Source organism: Anaerohalosphaeraceae bacterium (assembly GCA_037479115.1).
Lineage (GTDB): Bacteria > Planctomycetota > Phycisphaerae > Sedimentisphaerales > Anaerohalosphaeraceae > JAHDQI01.
Genome location: JBBFLK010000005.1, coordinates 128929 through 145900 on the forward strand (window position 1 = coordinate 128929; position 16972 = coordinate 145900).

Here is a 16972-nt window from a genome sequence, read left to right on the forward strand (position 1 = left end):
TGTACGGCTCAAAGCCCCTTGATGCGGCGGCGAAGCAGGACGACGGCCGTAGCGGCAATTGCCTCTCCCCGCCCGATTTCGCCGAGGCCTTCGTTGGTTTTGGCCTTGACATTCACACAGGCAAAATCAATATCCAAAAGACCCGCGATGCATCGCCGCATCTGCCCCTTGAAGGGACCGAGTTTGGGTTCTTCCGCATGAACAATCAAATCAATATTTACCGGCTCCCAGCGGTCTTTTTCAAGCCGCTCCTTGACCCCCAGCAGCAGCGCTCGACTGTCGGCATCCTTCCACTGCGGGGCGGTATCCGGATACATCATTCCGATATCACCCAGACCGGCGGCCCCCAAGAGGGCATCCATCAGGGCATGGAGAGCGGCATCGCCGTCGCTGTGCCCCAAAAGACCGCGGTCAAACGGAATCTCAATTCCGCCCAGCTTCAGCGGGCGCTCCGGCACAAGCCGATGAATATCCGTTCCGATTCCCGTTCGATATTCGTACTGCAAATCCATCAAAGAGTCCCTTTGGTGCTTGGGATGCGGTTTCCGGTAATGCGGACGGCCTGGCCGAGGGCCTGACCGACCGCTTTAAAAACGGCCTCCGCAATATGGTGGCTGTTGACGCCGTAAGGCACCTCAATATGCAGATTCAGCCGGCCTGCCGTGGAAAACGCCCGCCAGAACTCTTCGACGCACTGGACATCAAAATCGCCGATTTTCTCGGAGGTGTATTGAACTCGATAAACCAGATACGCTCGGCCCGACAGGTCCACGCTCACCTCGGCCTTGGCATCCTCCATCGGAACAACCGCATGGCCGAACCGGGCAATGCCCCGCTTTTCACCAAGGGCCTGCCCGAGGGCCTCCCCCAGACAAATCCCGACGTCTTCCACGGTATGGTGGGCATCCACCTGCAAATCCCCGCGTGCCTGAACCGTCAAATCAATCCCGCTGTGTTTGCTCAAATGACAGAGCATATGGTCAAAAAACCCCACACCGGTGCTGATTTCATACCCGCCCTGTCCATCCAGATTCATCTGAACGGAAATGTCCGTTTCATTCGTCTTCCGCTGGACGCAAGCCGTGCGTTTTTTCATACGCGTTTTCCTTTTTGGGAAAGAATCTCTCGCAAAGCCGTTACGAGAATCTTGTTCTGCTCCGGAGTGCCGACGGTAATCCGCAGCTTGTCATAAAGTCCGGGCAGAGAAAAATATCGGACATAAATGTTTTTTTCAGTCAGCGCCTTATAAATGCCTTCGGCGGAGCTTTCCGCACAGCGGGCCAGAACGAAATTGGTCTGGCTGTCCGGAACTTCAAAGCCCAGAAGACGAAGCGACTCCGTCAGCCGGGTGCGCTCCTGCACAATCCGCTCGACATTCGCCCGGAAATAGGGCTGGTCCATAATGGCCGCAGCGGCCGCCGCCGCCGCCACCGCATCGACATTGTAGGAATCTTTGACCTTGAGCAGTCCCTGAATCATCGCCGGCTGAGCGACGCCGAAACCGAAACGAAGTCCGGCCAGTGAATACCCCTTGCTGAAGGAACGAAGCACAATCACATTGTCATGTTTGGCAACGAGCCGCAGGGCATTATCGGGTGCAAAATCCGCATAGGCCTCGTCAATCAGCAAAACACCGGACAAGGCCGAAGCCAGACGCTCCAGCTGTTCGACAGGCACAAAGTCGCTGGTCGGGGCATTCGGGTTGCAGACAATCGTCAGCGGCGCATTGATGCGGGCCAGCTCGCCGAGCCAGTCCCCCTCGCGAGGGATTTCCACGGCCGGGCAGCCCTGGATTTTCGCCAAAACCGGATAGAGCGAATAGGTCGGCTGAGGATACGCCATCGGGCGCCGGGCATCGCAGAAAGCACGGGTGCAGATGGCCAGCAGGTCATCGCCTCCATTCGTGCTGATTATCTGTTCAGGAGGAATGTTCAGAACAGACGAGGCCGCCGCCCGAAATGTATCGCCCAGCGGCTCCGGATAGCGGCGAAGACGTTCCGGCGGAAACCGCCGAAGCACCTCCAAAACCCTCGGGGAAGGCGGATACGGATTCTCATTGGTGTTCAGCTTGACCACATCGGCGGCCTTGGGCTGAAAGCCGGGCGTGTAGCCCTCCATTTGTTCAATACAATCCCGAAAATATCCCATCGCTGCGCTATCCTTTCCGGCGGAAATTATAAAATCCCCCTTGGCAAAAGAAAAGACGGAAATTGAAAAAGCCCCCTTCTCGGCCGCCGCACAATCGTGAAAAGACAAAACCGCCGTGCCGGATTTGCCGCCGGGCCGGTGAATCGTACCGGAAAAAACCTATTGCTGCTGCCTGCTCAGGACAGAAAAAAGCCCGCCGGGAGGCAGCGGCGGGCTTGAAAAAACCAGAGGAGGTGTCTGGTTTGAAATTGTCAATCAGTCCGAAAATCGGGGGCGGGCATCGGTCGCCGGAAACGCCATGGCCTATTCCACTGGTCCGGTTCAGGAGCCCAGCGGGGCCGCGCGGGGGCAGGAGCGTCCGGCCGTCCCCATCGCGGATTGTCGAATTCAGCAGACGGACGCCCGCGATAGACCCATCGATTGGGGACATCCATCGGACGAAAAGACGGACCCGCTTCGGGAAGGAAGCGGCCGCCCGGACGGCCGAACTGATTCCGTCCGGCCCAGCGGCGAGGGCCTGCCTGCGGCATCGAAAAACGGTTCTGCAGTCCCCGCGGGCCTTGTCCGAATGCCCGCCATCCCCCCCTTCGTTCCGGAGAGATTCGGCTCAGAGCGTCCCGGCGAAGCAGCCGCTCCATCCGCTGAAAATCTTTGTCTTCATAGGCCTTTTGAAGGTTTTGAAACAACCGCTCCAATTGCTGCTGACGTTCTGAAGATATCTGCTTCGGCGGTTGGGGCTGCGGTGCCGGTGCCAACGGTCCCTCCGCATACAGAGGACAGACAGCCGACAAAAAGAAAGCGACTAAAACGGCGGCGGTTTTCATACTCATTTCCTTTCCAAAAGAAGTGTCTTTCTGCCTGTACAGACGCCGCCCACATCGCTCCTATTGCAGGAAAACACCGCCGGCGGCGGGAAAGGAACCCAAAAAGGAGAAACCGCAGGAAGAAAATCCTTTACTTCTCGCAGTAGTCGATCAGTCGGCTGATTTCGCTGCGGAGGTCTTTTCGATGAACAATCATGTCGATAAAACCGTGCTCGAGCAGAAACTCCGAACGCTGGAATCCCTCGGGCAGCTCAATTTTGATGGTCTGCTGGATGACGCGGGGGCCGGTAAACCCAATCAGCGCTCCCGGTTCGGCGATAATCACATCGCCGAGCATGGAGAAACTGGCGGCCACTCCGCCGGTGGTCGGGTCGGTCAGAAGGGAAATATAAAGACCGCCGGCTTCATCAAAGCGGGCCAGGGCGGCGCTGGTCTTGGCCATCTGCTGAAGGGCCACCACCCCTTCGTGCATGCGGGCGCCGCCGGAGCAGCTGACCACCACCAGCGGCAGCTTTTCTTCAATGGCTCGGTCCACAGCACGGCAGAACTTCTCCCCGACGACCATCCCCATCGAGCCGCCGAGAAAGCTGAAATTCATCGCCGCCAGCATCACCGGCCGGCCCTTGATGAAGGCCTTGCCCGCCAGCATCGCTTCATGGGTCCTGCTGTCCGTCGGGTCCACACGAAGACGGTCCTGATATTTCTGCTGGCCCCAGGTAAACTTGAGCGGGTCGCTGCTGGCCAGCTCCGCCCCCAGTTCCTCAAAGCTTCCTTCGTCCGCCAGCTGGGCAATCCGGGTCGGACCGTCAATCCTGAAGTGGTAATTGCACTCCGGGCAGACATGGAGGTTTTCCTCCACCGTCTTTCGAAAGAGCATCTGACTGCATCCGGGACAGGCCAGCCAGAGCCCTTCCGGCATTTCCTTTCGCGGACGGAGTGAAAAACCGTTCCATCCCTTTTTTTTCTTTTCTTTGGCCATAGTTTTCATCGTTTCCCGCATAGTGCAGCCTGCAGAATGTTTCGGACGGCCTCCGGACGGTTCGGCTCTCCGAAAACGGCTTGGCCGGCCACTAAGGTATCCGCTCCATACCCAACCACAATGGGGGCAGTGTGGGGATTGATGCCGCCGTCCACTTCAATTCGGACCGAATCCCCGAACTTCTCCCGCAGCGGGATACATTTTCGGGCCGCCGCATCCATAAACTCCTGACCGCCGAAGCCCGGCTCCACCGTCATCACCAAAACCATATCACACAGAGGAACTACATCCAGAATCGAATCAACCGCCGTTGCCGGGTTCAGCGTCACACCGACCGTCACACCCATCCGGCGAAGCTCCTCAATCATCCGAACCGGCTCCCGAACTGTTTCAATATGAAATGTGATATGGTCGGCCCCCGCTTCCACAAAACGCTTGGCATACCGCTGCGGGTCCGTAATCATCAGATGAACATCCAGAATCGCCTGGGTGCAGCGGCGAATCCATTTGACCACCGGCGGTCCGATGGTCAGATTCGGCACAAAATGGCCGTCCATCACATCAATATGCACGATGCGGACCCCCGCATCCGTAACCTGCCGAATCTCCGAGGCAAGATTGGCAAAATCAGCACTCAAAATAGAGGGGGCCACCTCGATGGTTCCGGGCTTTGGAAGTCGTCCTGCCACAGAAACACTCCAAAAAAACCGCCGGTTCCGCCGTTTGTCGGCGAAACCGGTCGGCTGAAAAAGACTCGAGTCTACTTCTCGTCCAGAATCTCCAGGCACTTGAACTTCTTGCCCTCGAGAAACTCCAGACTGGCGCCGCCGCCGGTGGAGATATGGCTGACCTGATTTTCCAGTCCCATATTGACAATGGCACTGGCGCTGTCGCCGCCGCCGATAATGCTGCGGGCGCCCTGCTGGGTGGCCTTGGCTACGGCTTCGGCCACCGCCTTGGTGCCGGCGTCAAACGGAGGCATCTCAAAGACCCCCATCGGGCCGTTCCAGACAATCGTCTTGACCCCCTGAAGTTTGGAGGCAAACAGCGCGCAGGTCTTGGGGCCGATATCCATCCCCTGCCAGCCGTCCTCAATATCCCCTTCGACAACTTTGTGCTCGGCGCCGGCCTTGAATTCTTTGGCCACAACCGTATCAACCGGCAGCACCAGTTCGCAGCCGATTTTCTCGGCTTCCTTCATCAGTGCATCGGCCTTTTCCACAAAATCCGTCTCGCACAGACTGGCACCGACGCGCCGGCCGAGGGCCTTGGCAAAGGTATAAGCCATCGCCCCGCCGATCAGAATCCGGTCCACCTTTTTCATCAGATTCTCAATCACACCAATCTTGTCGGAGACCTTGGCCCCGCCCAAAATCGCCGCAAAGGGCCGCTCCGGATTCTGGATGGTTTCGCCCAGATACTTCAGTTCTTTCTCAATCAGGAAGCCGATAACCCGCGGCTTGCCTTCCATCATCATCGGAACCGTGTACATCGAGGCGTTGTCCCGATGTGCCGTTCCGAACGCATCGTCCACGTACACATCGCCCAGTTCCGCCAATTGACGGGCAAAATCGTCCTTGGCCTTGCGAAGCTGGGGGTCTTCCTTGGCAGCCTTGTCTTTGATGACTTCCTCTTTATGAAACCGGACATTCTCCAGCAGCATCACATCACCGGGCTTCAGTTTGGCGGCTTTCTCTTTGACTTCAGGACCGACGCAGTCCTTCGTGAAAATCACCTCTTTGCCGAGCAGCTCACCGAGCCGTTTGGCTACAGGCGCCAGCGAGTATGCGGGGTCATATTCACCCTCCGGCCGGCCCAGATGACTCATCAGAATCACACTGCCGCCGTTTTTCAGAACGTGCTGAATCGTCGGAAGTGCCCCCTGAATCCGCGCATCGTTGGTAATCTTGCCTGTCTTTTTGTCCAGCGGGACATTGAAATCCACCCGCATCAGGACCTTTTTGCCTCGTACATCAATATCCGCCACTGTTTTTTTTGCCATGGTTTTCCCCTTTCCTGAGGATGCTGTCCATCCTGCCTTGCCTTATCAGACAGAAACCCGCGAACAAGCCGCGGGCTTCCGTCTTTTTTTTCAATTCTTACGCCGAGCCGTTAAAGACTCTTGGCCATCTTGACCATCAAGTCCACCGTGCGGCAGGAATAACCCCATTCGTTGTCGTACCAGCTGACCAGCTTGAAGAAATTCTTGTTCAGTTCCACCGAGGCGCCGGCATCAAAAATCGACGAACGCGGGTCGTGAATAAAGTCGCTGGAAACCACTTCTTCTTCCGTATAGCCGAGAATGCCCTTCAGATAGGTTTCGCTGGCCTTCTTCATCGCGGCCTTAATCTCATCCAGCGATGTTTCCCGAACGGTCCGGAACGTCAGGTCCACAACGGACACTGTGGGCACAGGAATCCGGAACGCCATACCGGTCAGTTTGCCCTTGACTTCCGGCAGAACCAGACCGACGGCCTTGGCGGCACCGGTTGTGGACGGGATAATGTTCTGAGCCGCGGCCCGTCCGCCCTTCCAGTCCTTCTTGGAGGGGCCGTCCACCGTTCTCTGCGTGGCTGTATAGGCATGAACCGTCGTCATCAGGCCTTCCGCCAGCCCGATGCCTTCCTTGAGAATCACATACACCACCGGCGCCAGACAGTTGGTTGTGCAGGAGGCGTTCGAAATGATATGGTGCTTGGCGGGGTCATACTTGTCGTCATTGACTCCCATCACAATCGTAATGTCCTCACCCTTGGCCGGAGCGGTAATCAGCACCTTCTTGGCACCGGCGGTAATGTGGCCCTGCGCCTTTTCCGCCGCGGTGAATAAGCCCGTTGCCTCCACGACCAGCTGAACGCCCATCTGCGCCCAGGGCAGCTCGGCCGGCGTCTTGGCACTGACGACTTTGATTTCCTTGCCGTTGACAATCAGAACGTCATCATCGGCCTTGTCCGGCGAGGACTTCTTCGAATCAATCTGGGCGTTGAACTTGCCCTGAACCGAATCAAACTTGAGCAGATACGCCAGATTGTCGGCCGGTACAATATCCCCGACGGCCACCACATCAAACGTTGACCCCAGCAGGTTCTGCTCCACCAAAGCCCGGAAAACAAGCCGGCCGATCCGGCCAAATCCATTAATTGCGACCTTTATCGCCATCGAAAGTCTCCTTATATAAAAGGAATCCGTTTTTTAACACCCTGTTTGGCGCAGGGAACAACCGACAAAGCCGGTACTGTAGGACCTGGAGGGCCGTTTGTCAAGAAACAAATTCCCCCAAAACATATAATAGATATATCCTATTTGGATATAGATATTTTCAGAATTCGGGTTGTTTGCGGACCGATTTTGGCCTCTTCGGAGATTCGAAGGGGGGCCAGCCATAGGATTTTCTGAGAATCTTCTGCGATAAATGCCTGTTTTTTCAGGGTGGAATCGACTTTGGAGAGCGTCAGAAATTTGCCGACCTTTTTGGACTGACTCATCCCCAACGGCACAAAGCGGTCCCCCGGCTTGCGCATCCGAATCCGGAGCGGCCCTGCGATTCTGTCTGCATCAAAAAATTCAGTCCAGGATGTCGGACCTTTTGAAGCAGTCTGCTGCTGCCTGCCCTCTGCTTCCAAAACCTCCGCCGTAATCCGCCAGGGGCCGAATTGACAGCTCTGTCCGGGCTGGAGAATCACCGGTTCATGGATACCCGCCTCGTCTGACTGCGGCAGGCGCCGAAGAACAATCGCTGTTTCACCCGTGCGGCACTCAATTCCATTCGGCAGATGAAAACACCTCCGCCCCGGCCGATAAATACTCTCAAACAGCCGTCGATAATGTCGGCCGGTATAATCGCGAAGGCCTGCATTCAAATGCTCCAGACAATCTCGGACAATCTCTCCCAAAACAATCGGGCTGATGTCCTGCAGGGCCGTGCGGTTCAGTTTCAGTGAACCATCCGGCTCAACCGATACGGCGGCCCCAAATCCGGCTCGGACCTGCGGCTCGATTTTCTCAAACAGCCGCCGACAGATTTCGGCCAGCCGCAGCAGGTCCGTATCAAGATTACCCCTGGCGGTTTGACGAAGCCATGGCAGCAGGACGTGCCGAATCCGGTTGCGGGCAAACTGAGGGTCGGCGTTGGTTGCATCCTCCCGCCAACGTACGTTTCTTTCCTGACAATAGTCAAGAATCTGACGGCGGCTGACGGCCAGCATCGGACGGATAAAACGAACCCCTTCCAGAACCGATGAAGGCCGAATCCCGCACAGCCCCCGAAAACCGGTCCCGCGAAGCAGGCGAAAAATGAGCGTTTCCAGCAGGTCATCCTGCTGATGAGCCCCCGCCGCTGCATCCGCTTTCCATTCGCGGGCCATTTGGGCCAGAGCCCGAAGCCGAAGCACCCGCGCAGCCGTCTCAACCGAAAGGCGGTTCTGCCGGGCATAAGCGGCGGCGTCAACAGAACAGGAAAAAAACGGCAGGCCTCTTGCAGCTGCCTGCTCCCGAACAAATCGGCAGTCCGCCTCTGAATCCGCCCCGCGAAGCTGATGATTCACATGCCCGACGGCAAATTCTGCATCAAGGACACCGCCTTGTTTCAGACGCACAAGCACCTCGAGCATCGCCATCGAATCAGCCCCGCCGGATACAGCCAGCAGCAGCCGGCTTCCGGGCGAAAGCAGCCCGCACTGACCCATCCACTCGGCAACCGCGTTTTCCAGCTGTAAGGCCGAACAGTCCATAAAATCAGTTCACTTCTGCAGACTTGAGGGGCCATTGAATCACCGCCCAAACCGGAAAATGGTCGGACGGATAGCGTCCCTCAAATGTCCGCTGGTCAATTTCGGCCTCAAGCACAGCAAGGCCCTGCGGGATGAGAATGTGGTCAATTTTGGCCGTATTGAACCGCCGTCCGAAATCATGCCATGTGCCGACGGGCTGCCGGTCCGGGTAGAGTGTCTGCCAGGCCTCTTTCAGATGCAGTTCTTTTTCGGACAACAGCGGCTCCAGAGCCGGATTTGACAATTCCATATTGAAATCGCCCAGCACAATCACCGCCGAACCCGCCGGCAAAGAAGCAATCCTTTCTGCCAGCAGCCGAATGCTTCTTTCCCGAGAACTCTGGGACTGATGGTCCAGATGAACATTATAAACCCACAGCGGCCGGCGGCTCATCCGCTCCTGCAGGCAAACCCAGGTGCAGATGCGGGGAATCTGATTGCCCCAGTGTTTGGACCCGGGGATGTCCGGAGTATCCGAGAACCAGAAGGTGCCGGCTTCCAGCCGTTCAAAGCGGTCTTTGCGGTAAAAAATCGGACAGGATTCGCCCGCCCGTTTCCCATCATCCCGGCAGACGAATACATAGTCATAAGCCGGCAGGGCTCGCCCGATTTGCTCGACCTGAAAATCCAGGGCCTCCTGCAGGGCCAGCACATCCGCCCCATACTCCGACAGCAGCGAAAAAACCGACTCCCTGCGGCGGTCCCAGCGGTTGGGGCCGTCATCCGCCGTGCCGTAGCGAATATTAAACGTAACCGCCTTCAGCGTATCGGGCTGAATCGAACTGCAAGCCGCCCTGTCCATCCTTTCCGAACCCTTTTCGCAGCCCAGAAAGGCGGCGGCAAGTATCCCGCTCCACATCAAAATTCGCATCTTTTTGTCCTCTTTGACCGTCCGGCACTCCAATAAAAAAGGGCCTGCCCATCCCTGAACAGACCCGCTATTATCAGTCGGATTTCACGACGATGCTAATCTCCCTGAATTCGGAAGTCCGGCGCCGACCTCGGATTGGGCGTGGACAGCTCCTTGATGCGTTCAATCGCATATTCCGTATTGTTTACGTACATCGATTCTTTCTCCACAGCCAGCCGGTAAAGCGCCAGGGCATCCGCCCGCATCCGAAGGCGCCGGTCCAGCACATAAGCCGCTCGAAACCGGGCCGGATAACGGGTCTCCGGATTCCACTGGAATGTCCGCTGATACAGCACGGCCGCCAGCTCATAATTCCGCAGATACTCATAAATCCGGGCCGCACGATACGCGGCATCATCGATTTTGTCGCTGGTCGGATAATTAGTGATGACCTGGTTAAACAGCTGCAGGGCCTGCCGCAGAATCGCTTCATTGGCGACAATAATCAACCCGCCGGACTGGCGATACAGACTCATTCCCTGTTCATACAGCTTATCCGCCTCAGGAATGGATTCCGACGCCGACAGATTCACCGGCAGCCACTCCCCCGGCATCAAATAATTGTAGCGGACCGCCTGGTCAAACGTCCTCAGCTCCGTGCGCGCCCAGCGAAGCTTGGTCGCATTGCCGGTCGATTCATAATAGGCAATCAAATCCAGCAGAGATTTTTTGTATCCCTCCCGCGCCGCCGCCAGCTGCTCCACATAATCCACCTCACGGGCGTTGGGCATTAGGACTCCCTGCTGAATCCGAGCCAGGTCGCTGTCTGTCAAATGCACATCCGCTACACGAGGATTGCTGCAGCCGCTCAGGAATCCTGCCGTAACAACCGCTGCAATTGCCGCCGATACCATCGTTTTCATATTTGTTCCTTTCGAACCCGTTTCGCCGTTTTTATTTTTTCCTACCATACCACGTTCAAATCGATTGTCAAGACAATCAGCCCCTTCGCCCTTTACCACTGGGCTTCAATGTAAGGCCCGATCGGCCCTTCGGGTTTCGGCTTGGGTCTGGAGTTGATAATGGCCTCCGCCAGCGGCAAATCGCTTTTGCGGGTAATCTTCAAATTCGTAAAGTCCGTCTCGACGACGTGGACTTTATGACCGAGCGCCTCAACCAGTTGAGCATCATCCGTAATCTTCATCTTTCCCAGATTGCCCATTTTGGCATAGGCCTCCCGAAGCAGTTTGGCATCAAATACCTGCGGTGTCTGGGCCTCATAGAGATTCTCCCGGTCCACCGTCTCGGAAACGACGCCTTTCTGAACCCGTTTCAGGGTTCCATTGACCGGACAGGCAAGAATGGCTGCTCCAGTCTGGGCGGCCTTCTGGAAAACAGCGTCCACCCAGTCGGCCGTCAGACAGCACCGGACGGCATCATGGACGGCAATCAGGTCAATATCCGGACGAATTTTTTCCAGAGCCCTGGAAACCGTCTCAAAACGCTCCGCACCGCCGAAGCAAAGCTTGACCCCGTTAAAGGCCAGGGTCGAACCCCACTTGACCGTCACCAGTTCTTCATCTTCCTTCGAAATGGCCATAAGAATCTGTTTGACTTCATCGCGATTGGCGAAAAACTCGATGCTGCGCAGAAACGCCGCCCGCCCCGCCACTTCCACAAAGGGTTTCTTTCGGTCGCCCCCAAACCGGGCACTGGCTCCGGCCGCACAGATAATCACTCCAACTGTTTTCCCCAAAGGTTTCTTCTCCGTATCCATCAACCTGCTTCCCCTTGCATCTCCGCTTAATATTCGATTCCCCTTCGGGCACTGATGCCTTTCTCAAACGGATGCTTGACGGATTTCATCTCCGTCACCAGGTCTGCCATATCCATCAGTTCCTGCGAGGCACCGCGTCCGGTCAGCACCAGCTCCACACAAGGGTCTCGATTGGCCAGCAACTGACGGATATCATCCATCGAAGCCAGTCCTTTGGACAGACAAAAAACAATCTCATCCAAAATAATCAGGTCATAATACCGCTCATGGGCAGCGGTCTGAATTTTCTTCAGCGCTTTGCCGACAGCCGTCCGAATTCGTTCCATGGCCCTCTGGTTTCCCATCGATTCAAACATATCCCATGGTTCATCCAGAGCCAAGAGCGTGATATTCCCGATATTCTGAAGCCCGGCTCGTTCCCCGAGATTCAGGGAAGAGGGCTTGAGGAATTGATAAATCAGAACGCGCCCGCCGTGGCCCGCCGTCCGCAAAGCCAACCCGAGAGCAGCCGTCGTTTTGCCTTTCCCGTCACCGGTGTAAATCTGTACAAGTCCTTTTTCCAGCATGCCGCCATCATAGACCTGATGCGGTGTTTAGAAAAGAAAAAAAACGCCTGTCAGTTAGACCGACAGGCGTTTGGAATCTTCAGAAAAAGCTTTCGATATTATTGAGCCGTTAAACAACCATAAATTGTTCAACAGGCTGGCTTTCGGCGGGCTTAAACGGAAGGGGCTCCGAAAACTGGACGGCTACTCTCCGCAAAAAAGGCCCTAACTGATCCACACGGCAGATTCGTCCGTCTCGGATAAAATTCGCCAGCCCGAATGTTTCATCCTCCGAAAACTGAGGGATGCTGAAGCGGGCCGTGATATGTTCACCCGGACTGGGACAGCGGTCGGAATAACAGGAAAAGGCCGCTCCGCTGCTGGAAATATCAATCATTTGGCCCTGGGTAAGAATGTCGTCATAATCCTCGGCAAACCAGACCGGCCAGCTGTAGCGTAACCGTTTTTCAGCCCTTCGTTCCACCATCGATTCCATAAAAACCTCCAATCATTCTGCCGTTTCTCGTTGTCGTTTCTGCTTAGACAGTCTGTCGGAGAAAAAGAAGGGCCGGTTAATGGAAGAATTGTCCCTATAGAATTCGGAAAATTGAAAAAAAAAGAAAAATTCACATGGGTTTTGAGGATTATGCGGATTTTGAGCGTAATTTTTGATTTTTTATCCGGAACTAAACTTTCCGGAAGTGTTTTGTTCAGATTTCAAAAAATTTCGCCAATCCTGTTTTGTGGTCTGATAACTGCTATTTTTGAAGGTTCAGGACCGCCAGACGGAAAACGTTCCCCCTCTCTTGATAGTTTTTGAACATATCATAGCTGGCACAGGCCGGGCTCATCAGGACAACATCGCCTTTTTGTGCCGTTTGAGAACATAAAAGCACTGCTTCTTCCATTGATGCGGCTTTTTGAACAACTGTTTTTGAAGGGCCTGCCGCTTTGACCGCATCGAGGATTTTGTCGGCAGTCTGCCCGATGAGAACGACGGCTTTGCAGCGATTTGCTATGCATCGGCCGAGCTCTTCGAAGCCGATATGCTTATCATACCCCCCAGCGATTAAAATCTTGGGCTCTTCGATGCCGTTCAGGGCGGCCATCGTGCTGACCGGTGTCGTCGCCTTCGAATCATTGTACCAGCGGACCCCGTCGATTTCGGCCACAAACTGCATCCGGTGTTCAAGCCCCTGAAAAGACGAAACCGCCTCCCGCAGCTTTTTCTTATCCGCCCCGAAAACATCCGCAATCGTCAAAGCCGCTGCGAGGTTTTGAAGGTTCACCCGTCCGGGCAGGCGGAAAACACGGCGGTATTCCTCAGAAATATCCTCAACCTTAAACAGCAAACAGCGGCGAAAATCCTGCCTCGAATACTCTGCAAACCATTGAAGACCGGTTTGGTCTTCCGCGTTAAAAACCGCAGCAGGCGGAAAAGCCGGATTGGGCCGCTGGTTTTCAAACAGGATTTTTTTGGCGTGCGCGTAGGCCTCGAAAGTCCCGTGGCGGTCGAGGTGGTTGGGGCTTAAATTTGTCAAAAGAGCAACATCAGCCCCCCGCTTACATTGGGACAACTGTTCGATTTGGAAACTGCTGATTTCCAGAACGACAATATCCTTTTCCGTCAGGTCCTTCAGAAGCCCCAAAAGCGGACGATTGCCGATATTGCCGCTTAAGTAAACTTTTCCATAAGCCCAGTTTTCAGAAGCAGATGCGGCTTCGAGCAGGTGGGCCGTTAAGGCGGTGGTTGTGCTTTTGCCGTTGGAGCCGGTAATGGCGGCAATCCGGGCGGGGCATCGCTCAAAAAACAACTCTACCTGCGAGGTGATGACGGCCCCGGCTTGGCGGGCAATCTGAAGGAAAGGATTCTCCGGCGGCACGGCGGGGTTGACAATCACCACGTCGGCCGTGCGGAAATCCTCTTCCAAATGGCCGCCCAGATGCCAGACAATCGGCAGGAAACGCAGGGAATCGATGGTCTCGCGCAGTTTGGCCTCATCAGCAAGATCCGTGACCGTAACGCGTCCCCCCTGTTCACAGGCAAAACGGACGCTGTCCTGTCCGCCGCCGAACGAACCTAACCCCATAACAACAACACGTTTGTCTTTCAATTCAATCACAAAAGATATCCCTTTCTTTTCAAAAACGGGCCTTAAAGATACCATCGGACAAACCGGGTTGAAAATGAAAAAATGGGGCTTGAAGAAAAGCCGCCTTCAAGAGACAATGCCGCAAGATGTTTTGCCAGCAAGAGTAAGAGGAAACCAGAAATGCGAGTGAAACCGAGAACCGATGAGTTTCCGGCTCCGGAAGTAAAAACCTTTCCGGACTGCACCAAAATCCAAACCCATACCATCACCATCGTTCCTCGCTATTGTGAGACGGACCAGTCGGGGGTTATTCACCATACGGTTTATCCGGTATGGTTTGAGATGGGGCGGACGGAACTGCTGCGGGCAAATGGCCTTGCCTACAGCGATTTGGAAAAGAACGGGATTTATTTTGTTGTGGCGGAACTGAACGTAAAGTACCGCCGGCCTGCGTTTTATGATGAGAAACTGGATTTAATTACCACCTGCACCCGGATTACCAGTGCCCGGGTGGAGCACAGCTATCGGCTGGTTCGGCAAAGCACAGGGGTCCTGCTGGCCGAGGGCACCAGCATCCTGGCATGTGTGGACAAAGACGGAAAACCTCGCCGGATGCCGTCATTTATGTATCCGGAAGAAGAACCCGAAGAAAAATCTTAAAAAATTTTTTAAGAAAACAAGCGAAACGTCTTATAAAAAGCCGGATATTAACATACAGGCCCATATTTTAAACAAACGGACTGATTTTCTTAACTTCTTCTTAAACTTTTCTTGAAAACCAACCCGCATTCTGCTATACTCACGCTTGTATAACAAGTCAGGAACTGGGGGAAAACAGATGACCATAAGCACAAGAAAAGTTGAGCTGGTTTTGGCGGTTGAGGGCGGACGCGGGCCGCCGGAAACACAACTGGAACGTTCGTTTGGGCGTAGGCGGCAGGATTTCTTAAATTTCTTAACCCTTATTCCCGTGATTCTTATGACAAAAACTTGCACTCATTCAGGTCCGTTTCCGTTTCGAGCACCTCTTCCGCTGCCTGCCCTTTCCGGCCGCGACCCGCCGCTTCCAGAAACAGCTGTGAGCACCGAGCGTTCGATTTGGAAGCGGCGGATTTATTTTGTATGCTTTTCATAGACGAGGAAACGAGGTCAAGAACGATAACGCAGAAAAGGATGGGATTATGCCGCTCAAAGAAGACATCATTGACCCGTACCCGCACACGGGAGAATCGGAGGCGAAGGGACGAGGCCCGCCGGAAGGAGAAATGAGAAAAAGGATTTTAAGAAAGACCGCGAATTGCTCTGAAAAAGCCCGCTGAAAAACCGCATCATTTTCGAATTGAAAATAAAGAAAGCAGACCTCAAAAGGTGTTCTGCTTTTTTTGTTTTTTAAAAAGAACTCAAGAAGAAGGGGAATAAAAAATCAGGGGGAGATTGCCTGATTCTCGAAACAAGAACAGCGGAAATTGGGTTGAAAAAGGAGACGGAATAATTATGAAAAAACCACGGATTTACACAGATTGACATACCTTTTCCTCAAAACAAACTTCATTTGGAGCAGTAGTTACTGCGTGGGTAATTGCAGATACTTTTTCTGTATTGATTGTATGTTGGAAAGAAGAGTCATGGAGTTTTGACGGATGACAATAAAAAGAATAAAAATCACCGTAAAGCAGATTCCATTATACTTTGACAGTGTAGGACAGAACCCTCTATAATTACTACAGCCCATTTCATAACCTCCAAAAAGGGCGTTTTAACACTGAAAACGAACCATATAGAAGGTTATGAAATGGCTTGTAATACATCTCGACAAGGCTACTTACCGGAAACAGAAAATAATGCATAAACATTTTTGTTGTGGTTATGAAAAAAAGCAAAGATAAATTAAGTCGCTATTGTGCTCTCATGGAGGAAATAAAAAAACGAGATACTGTAATACGTGGTTTCTTAATGGGTGGATGTTATACTCCGTATCGTGCAACCAGTTTGGAATGCATGTATTTTCAATTAAGAAAAATTATCGAGTTAATTGCTCTCGCTTCCCTTGTTGCCAATGAAAAAGAGTACTCAAGACAATTCAAAGACTTTCATAAACATTGGAATGCCCGCGATATCCTTAAGAAACTTGAGAAAATCAATCCAAATTTTTATCCAGAACCAATAAAAGAGATTCCTGTTCCCGATTCAAAAACTGAGTGGGTCGCCATTCAAGATGGTTATCTTACAAAAGAAGATTTTATTCGTGTTTATGCCCAATGTAGTAAAATTGTGCATGCAGACAATCCGTTTGGTACCAAAACTGATTATGATTATTACGAAAAACAAATAACAATCTGGCTTGGCAAAATTGTAAATCTGCTGAATTGTCACCTTCTACATTTAGTGAATGACCCTAACGTTTATCTGATTCATATGAAGGAACAAAGAGACGATAAGGTTCATGCCTATACGTTTGCTCCTGTGAAGTCCACAAGAAAAAAATCTTAAGAGAAAAACAAGATATTAAAACCTCCTTAGATGACGTTTCCTTCAAACGAGGCATAGGAGTCAGCGACCCGCAAGATTGTAATCGACACAAAATACTACCGGGACGCATTAGAAATCCACTATGACCGGGAAAAGATTCGCTCGGCCAATCTTTATCAATTGTTTGCCTACGTGAAGAATCTGGAAAGCCGGGGCGGGGTGAACCAGACCTGCGAAGGGATGCTTCTGTATCCGACAGTCCGGCAGGAACTGGACGAGGAATGCACCATCGGGGGACATCGGATTGCCTTCAGGACCATCAATCTGAATCAGGATTGGCGGCAGATTCACCGGGATTTGCTGAACATCATTCAAGAAAGTCCCACGCCGGTCTCCACCGGTAGATAATTCCCGCCGTCGAAAAACAAGACATACAAGGTCTGTTAGGCCCCAGAAAATCTTTTTGTTGTCTTCCGGGTCAGAAATCAGGCCGACGGGAGAGCATATTCCTTGCAAAA

Annotated in this window: 18 protein-coding genes; 3 read left to right on the plus strand and 15 right to left on the minus strand. The window is 53.5% G+C overall.

Annotated elements, in window-relative coordinates:
- Positions 1–8 precede the first annotated feature (8 nt).
- The 15 genes from ispF to murD form a co-directional block, all read right to left on the minus strand.
- Complete coding sequence (gene ispF / locus WHS88_04030) at positions 9–512, minus strand: 2-C-methyl-D-erythritol 2,4-cyclodiphosphate synthase (GenBank protein ID MEJ5259341.1); 504 nt, start codon at positions 510–512, stop codon at positions 9–11.
- A complete protein-coding gene (gene hisB / locus WHS88_04035; protein ID MEJ5259342.1) occupies positions 512–1096 on the minus strand; it encodes an imidazoleglycerol-phosphate dehydratase HisB in 585 nt (194 codons plus the stop codon). Before hisB ends, ispF begins: the two co-directional genes overlap by 1 nt.
- Entirely contained in the window at positions 1093–2148 is a 1056-nt protein-coding gene (gene hisC / locus WHS88_04040; GenBank protein MEJ5259343.1) for a histidinol-phosphate transaminase, read from the minus strand. The genes hisB and hisC overlap by 4 nt, the downstream gene beginning before the upstream one ends.
- Positions 2149–2399: 251 nt before the next feature.
- Positions 2400–2978: a hypothetical protein gene (locus WHS88_04045; protein MEJ5259344.1), complete on the minus strand. Its 579-nt coding sequence runs from the start codon at positions 2976–2978 to the stop codon at positions 2400–2402.
- A gap of 124 nt (positions 2979–3102) precedes the next feature.
- Positions 3103–3951 carry an acetyl-CoA carboxylase, carboxyltransferase subunit beta gene (gene accD, locus WHS88_04050; protein ID MEJ5259345.1) on the minus strand — a complete coding sequence of 283 codons (849 nt, stop codon included), beginning with the start codon at positions 3949–3951 and terminating at the stop codon, positions 3103–3105.
- A 5-nt stretch (positions 3952–3956) separates the two neighbouring features.
- The gene (gene rpe / locus WHS88_04055; protein MEJ5259346.1) at positions 3957–4640 is read right to left on the minus strand and encodes a ribulose-phosphate 3-epimerase; all 684 of its coding nucleotides are present in this window, start codon (positions 4638–4640) and stop codon (positions 3957–3959) included.
- Between the two features lie 71 nt (positions 4641–4711).
- A complete protein-coding gene (locus WHS88_04060; protein MEJ5259347.1) occupies positions 4712–5953 on the minus strand; it encodes a phosphoglycerate kinase in 1242 nt (413 codons plus the stop codon).
- A 110-nt stretch (positions 5954–6063) separates the two neighbouring features.
- On the minus strand, positions 6064–7110 hold the full coding sequence (gene gap / locus WHS88_04065; GenBank protein ID MEJ5259348.1) for a type I glyceraldehyde-3-phosphate dehydrogenase: 1047 nt from the start codon (positions 7108–7110) through the stop codon (positions 6064–6066).
- Between the two features lie 140 nt (positions 7111–7250).
- Positions 7251–8681 (minus strand): tRNA lysidine(34) synthetase TilS, encoded by a 1431-nt coding sequence (tilS, locus tag WHS88_04070; GenBank protein ID MEJ5259349.1) that lies wholly within the window; start codon positions 8679–8681, stop codon positions 7251–7253.
- Between the two features lie 4 nt (positions 8682–8685).
- The gene (locus tag WHS88_04075; GenBank protein ID MEJ5259350.1) at positions 8686–9591 is read right to left on the minus strand and encodes an endonuclease/exonuclease/phosphatase family protein; all 906 of its coding nucleotides are present in this window, start codon (positions 9589–9591) and stop codon (positions 8686–8688) included.
- A gap of 95 nt (positions 9592–9686) precedes the next feature.
- On the minus strand, positions 9687–10493 hold the full coding sequence (locus tag WHS88_04080) for a hypothetical protein (GenBank protein ID MEJ5259351.1): 807 nt from the start codon (positions 10491–10493) through the stop codon (positions 9687–9689).
- A 92-nt stretch (positions 10494–10585) separates the two neighbouring features.
- Positions 10586–11347: a 2-C-methyl-D-erythritol 4-phosphate cytidylyltransferase gene (gene ispD / locus WHS88_04085; GenBank protein ID MEJ5259352.1), complete on the minus strand. Its 762-nt coding sequence runs from the start codon at positions 11345–11347 to the stop codon at positions 10586–10588.
- A gap of 26 nt (positions 11348–11373) precedes the next feature.
- Positions 11374–11913 (minus strand): cob(I)yrinic acid a,c-diamide adenosyltransferase, encoded by a 540-nt coding sequence (locus WHS88_04090; GenBank protein ID MEJ5259353.1) that lies wholly within the window; start codon positions 11911–11913, stop codon positions 11374–11376.
- Positions 11914–12022: 109 nt separating this feature from the next.
- Positions 12023–12388, minus strand: a complete 366-nt coding sequence (locus WHS88_04095) for a PilZ domain-containing protein (protein ID MEJ5259354.1) — start codon at positions 12386–12388, stop codon at positions 12023–12025.
- 262 nt (positions 12389–12650) lie between these two features.
- The gene (gene murD, locus WHS88_04100) at positions 12651–14015 is read right to left on the minus strand and encodes a UDP-N-acetylmuramoyl-L-alanine--D-glutamate ligase (GenBank protein MEJ5259355.1); all 1365 of its coding nucleotides are present in this window, start codon (positions 14013–14015) and stop codon (positions 12651–12653) included.
- Between the two features lie 150 nt (positions 14016–14165).
- Here murD and WHS88_04105 point away from each other — a divergent pair, with 150 nt between their 5' ends.
- The 3 genes from WHS88_04105 to WHS88_04115 all read left to right on the plus strand — a co-directional run bounded on the left by WHS88_04105 (position 14166) and on the right by WHS88_04115 (position 16862).
- Entirely contained in the window at positions 14166–14645 is a 480-nt protein-coding gene (locus tag WHS88_04105) for a thioesterase family protein (protein MEJ5259356.1), read from the plus strand.
- Between the two features lie 1206 nt (positions 14646–15851).
- A complete protein-coding gene (locus WHS88_04110; protein ID MEJ5259357.1) occupies positions 15852–16475 on the plus strand; it encodes a hypothetical protein in 624 nt (207 codons plus the stop codon).
- 75 nt (positions 16476–16550) lie between these two features.
- Positions 16551–16862 (plus strand): hypothetical protein, encoded by a 312-nt coding sequence (locus WHS88_04115; protein MEJ5259358.1) that lies wholly within the window; start codon positions 16551–16553, stop codon positions 16860–16862.
- Positions 16863–16972 lie beyond the last annotated feature (110 nt).

What these genes read in the sequence shown, in the direction of transcription:
- WHS88_04045 (MEJ5259344.1), bottom strand. Translation starts at nt 2,978, where the DNA reads ATGAGTATGAAAACCGCCGCCGTTTTAGTCGCTTTCTTTTTGTCGGCT.
- WHS88_04105 (MEJ5259356.1), top strand. Translation starts at nt 14,166, where the DNA reads ATGCGAGTGAAACCGAGAACCGATGAGTTTCCGGCTCCGGAAGTAAAA.
- hisC (MEJ5259343.1), bottom strand. Translation starts at nt 2,148, where the DNA reads ATGGGATATTTTCGGGATTGTATTGAACAAATGGAGGGCTACACGCCC.
- WHS88_04075 (MEJ5259350.1), bottom strand. Translation starts at nt 9,591, where the DNA reads ATGCGAATTTTGATGTGGAGCGGGATACTTGCCGCCGCCTTTCTGGGC.
- tilS (MEJ5259349.1), bottom strand. Translation starts at nt 8,681, where the DNA reads ATGGACTGTTCGGCCTTACAGCTGGAAAACGCGGTTGCCGAGTGGATG.
- WHS88_04090 (MEJ5259353.1), bottom strand. Translation starts at nt 11,913, where the DNA reads ATGCTGGAAAAAGGACTTGTACAGATTTACACCGGTGACGGGAAAGGC.
- WHS88_04080 (MEJ5259351.1), bottom strand. Translation starts at nt 10,493, where the DNA reads ATGAAAACGATGGTATCGGCGGCAATTGCAGCGGTTGTTACGGCAGGA.
- gap (MEJ5259348.1), bottom strand. Translation starts at nt 7,110, where the DNA reads ATGGCGATAAAGGTCGCAATTAATGGATTTGGCCGGATCGGCCGGCTT.
- WHS88_04060 (MEJ5259347.1), bottom strand. Translation starts at nt 5,953, where the DNA reads ATGGCAAAAAAAACAGTGGCGGATATTGATGTACGAGGCAAAAAGGTC.
- WHS88_04095 (MEJ5259354.1), bottom strand. Translation starts at nt 12,388, where the DNA reads ATGGAATCGATGGTGGAACGAAGGGCTGAAAAACGGTTACGCTACAGC.
- WHS88_04110 (MEJ5259357.1), top strand. Translation starts at nt 15,852, where the DNA reads ATGAAAAAAAGCAAAGATAAATTAAGTCGCTATTGTGCTCTCATGGAG.
- accD (MEJ5259345.1), bottom strand. Translation starts at nt 3,951, where the DNA reads ATGGCCAAAGAAAAGAAAAAAAAGGGATGGAACGGTTTTTCACTCCGT.
- hisB (MEJ5259342.1), bottom strand. Translation starts at nt 1,096, where the DNA reads ATGAAAAAACGCACGGCTTGCGTCCAGCGGAAGACGAATGAAACGGAC.
- ispF (MEJ5259341.1), bottom strand. Translation starts at nt 512, where the DNA reads ATGGATTTGCAGTACGAATATCGAACGGGAATCGGAACGGATATTCAT.
- ispD (MEJ5259352.1), bottom strand. Translation starts at nt 11,347, where the DNA reads ATGGATACGGAGAAGAAACCTTTGGGGAAAACAGTTGGAGTGATTATC.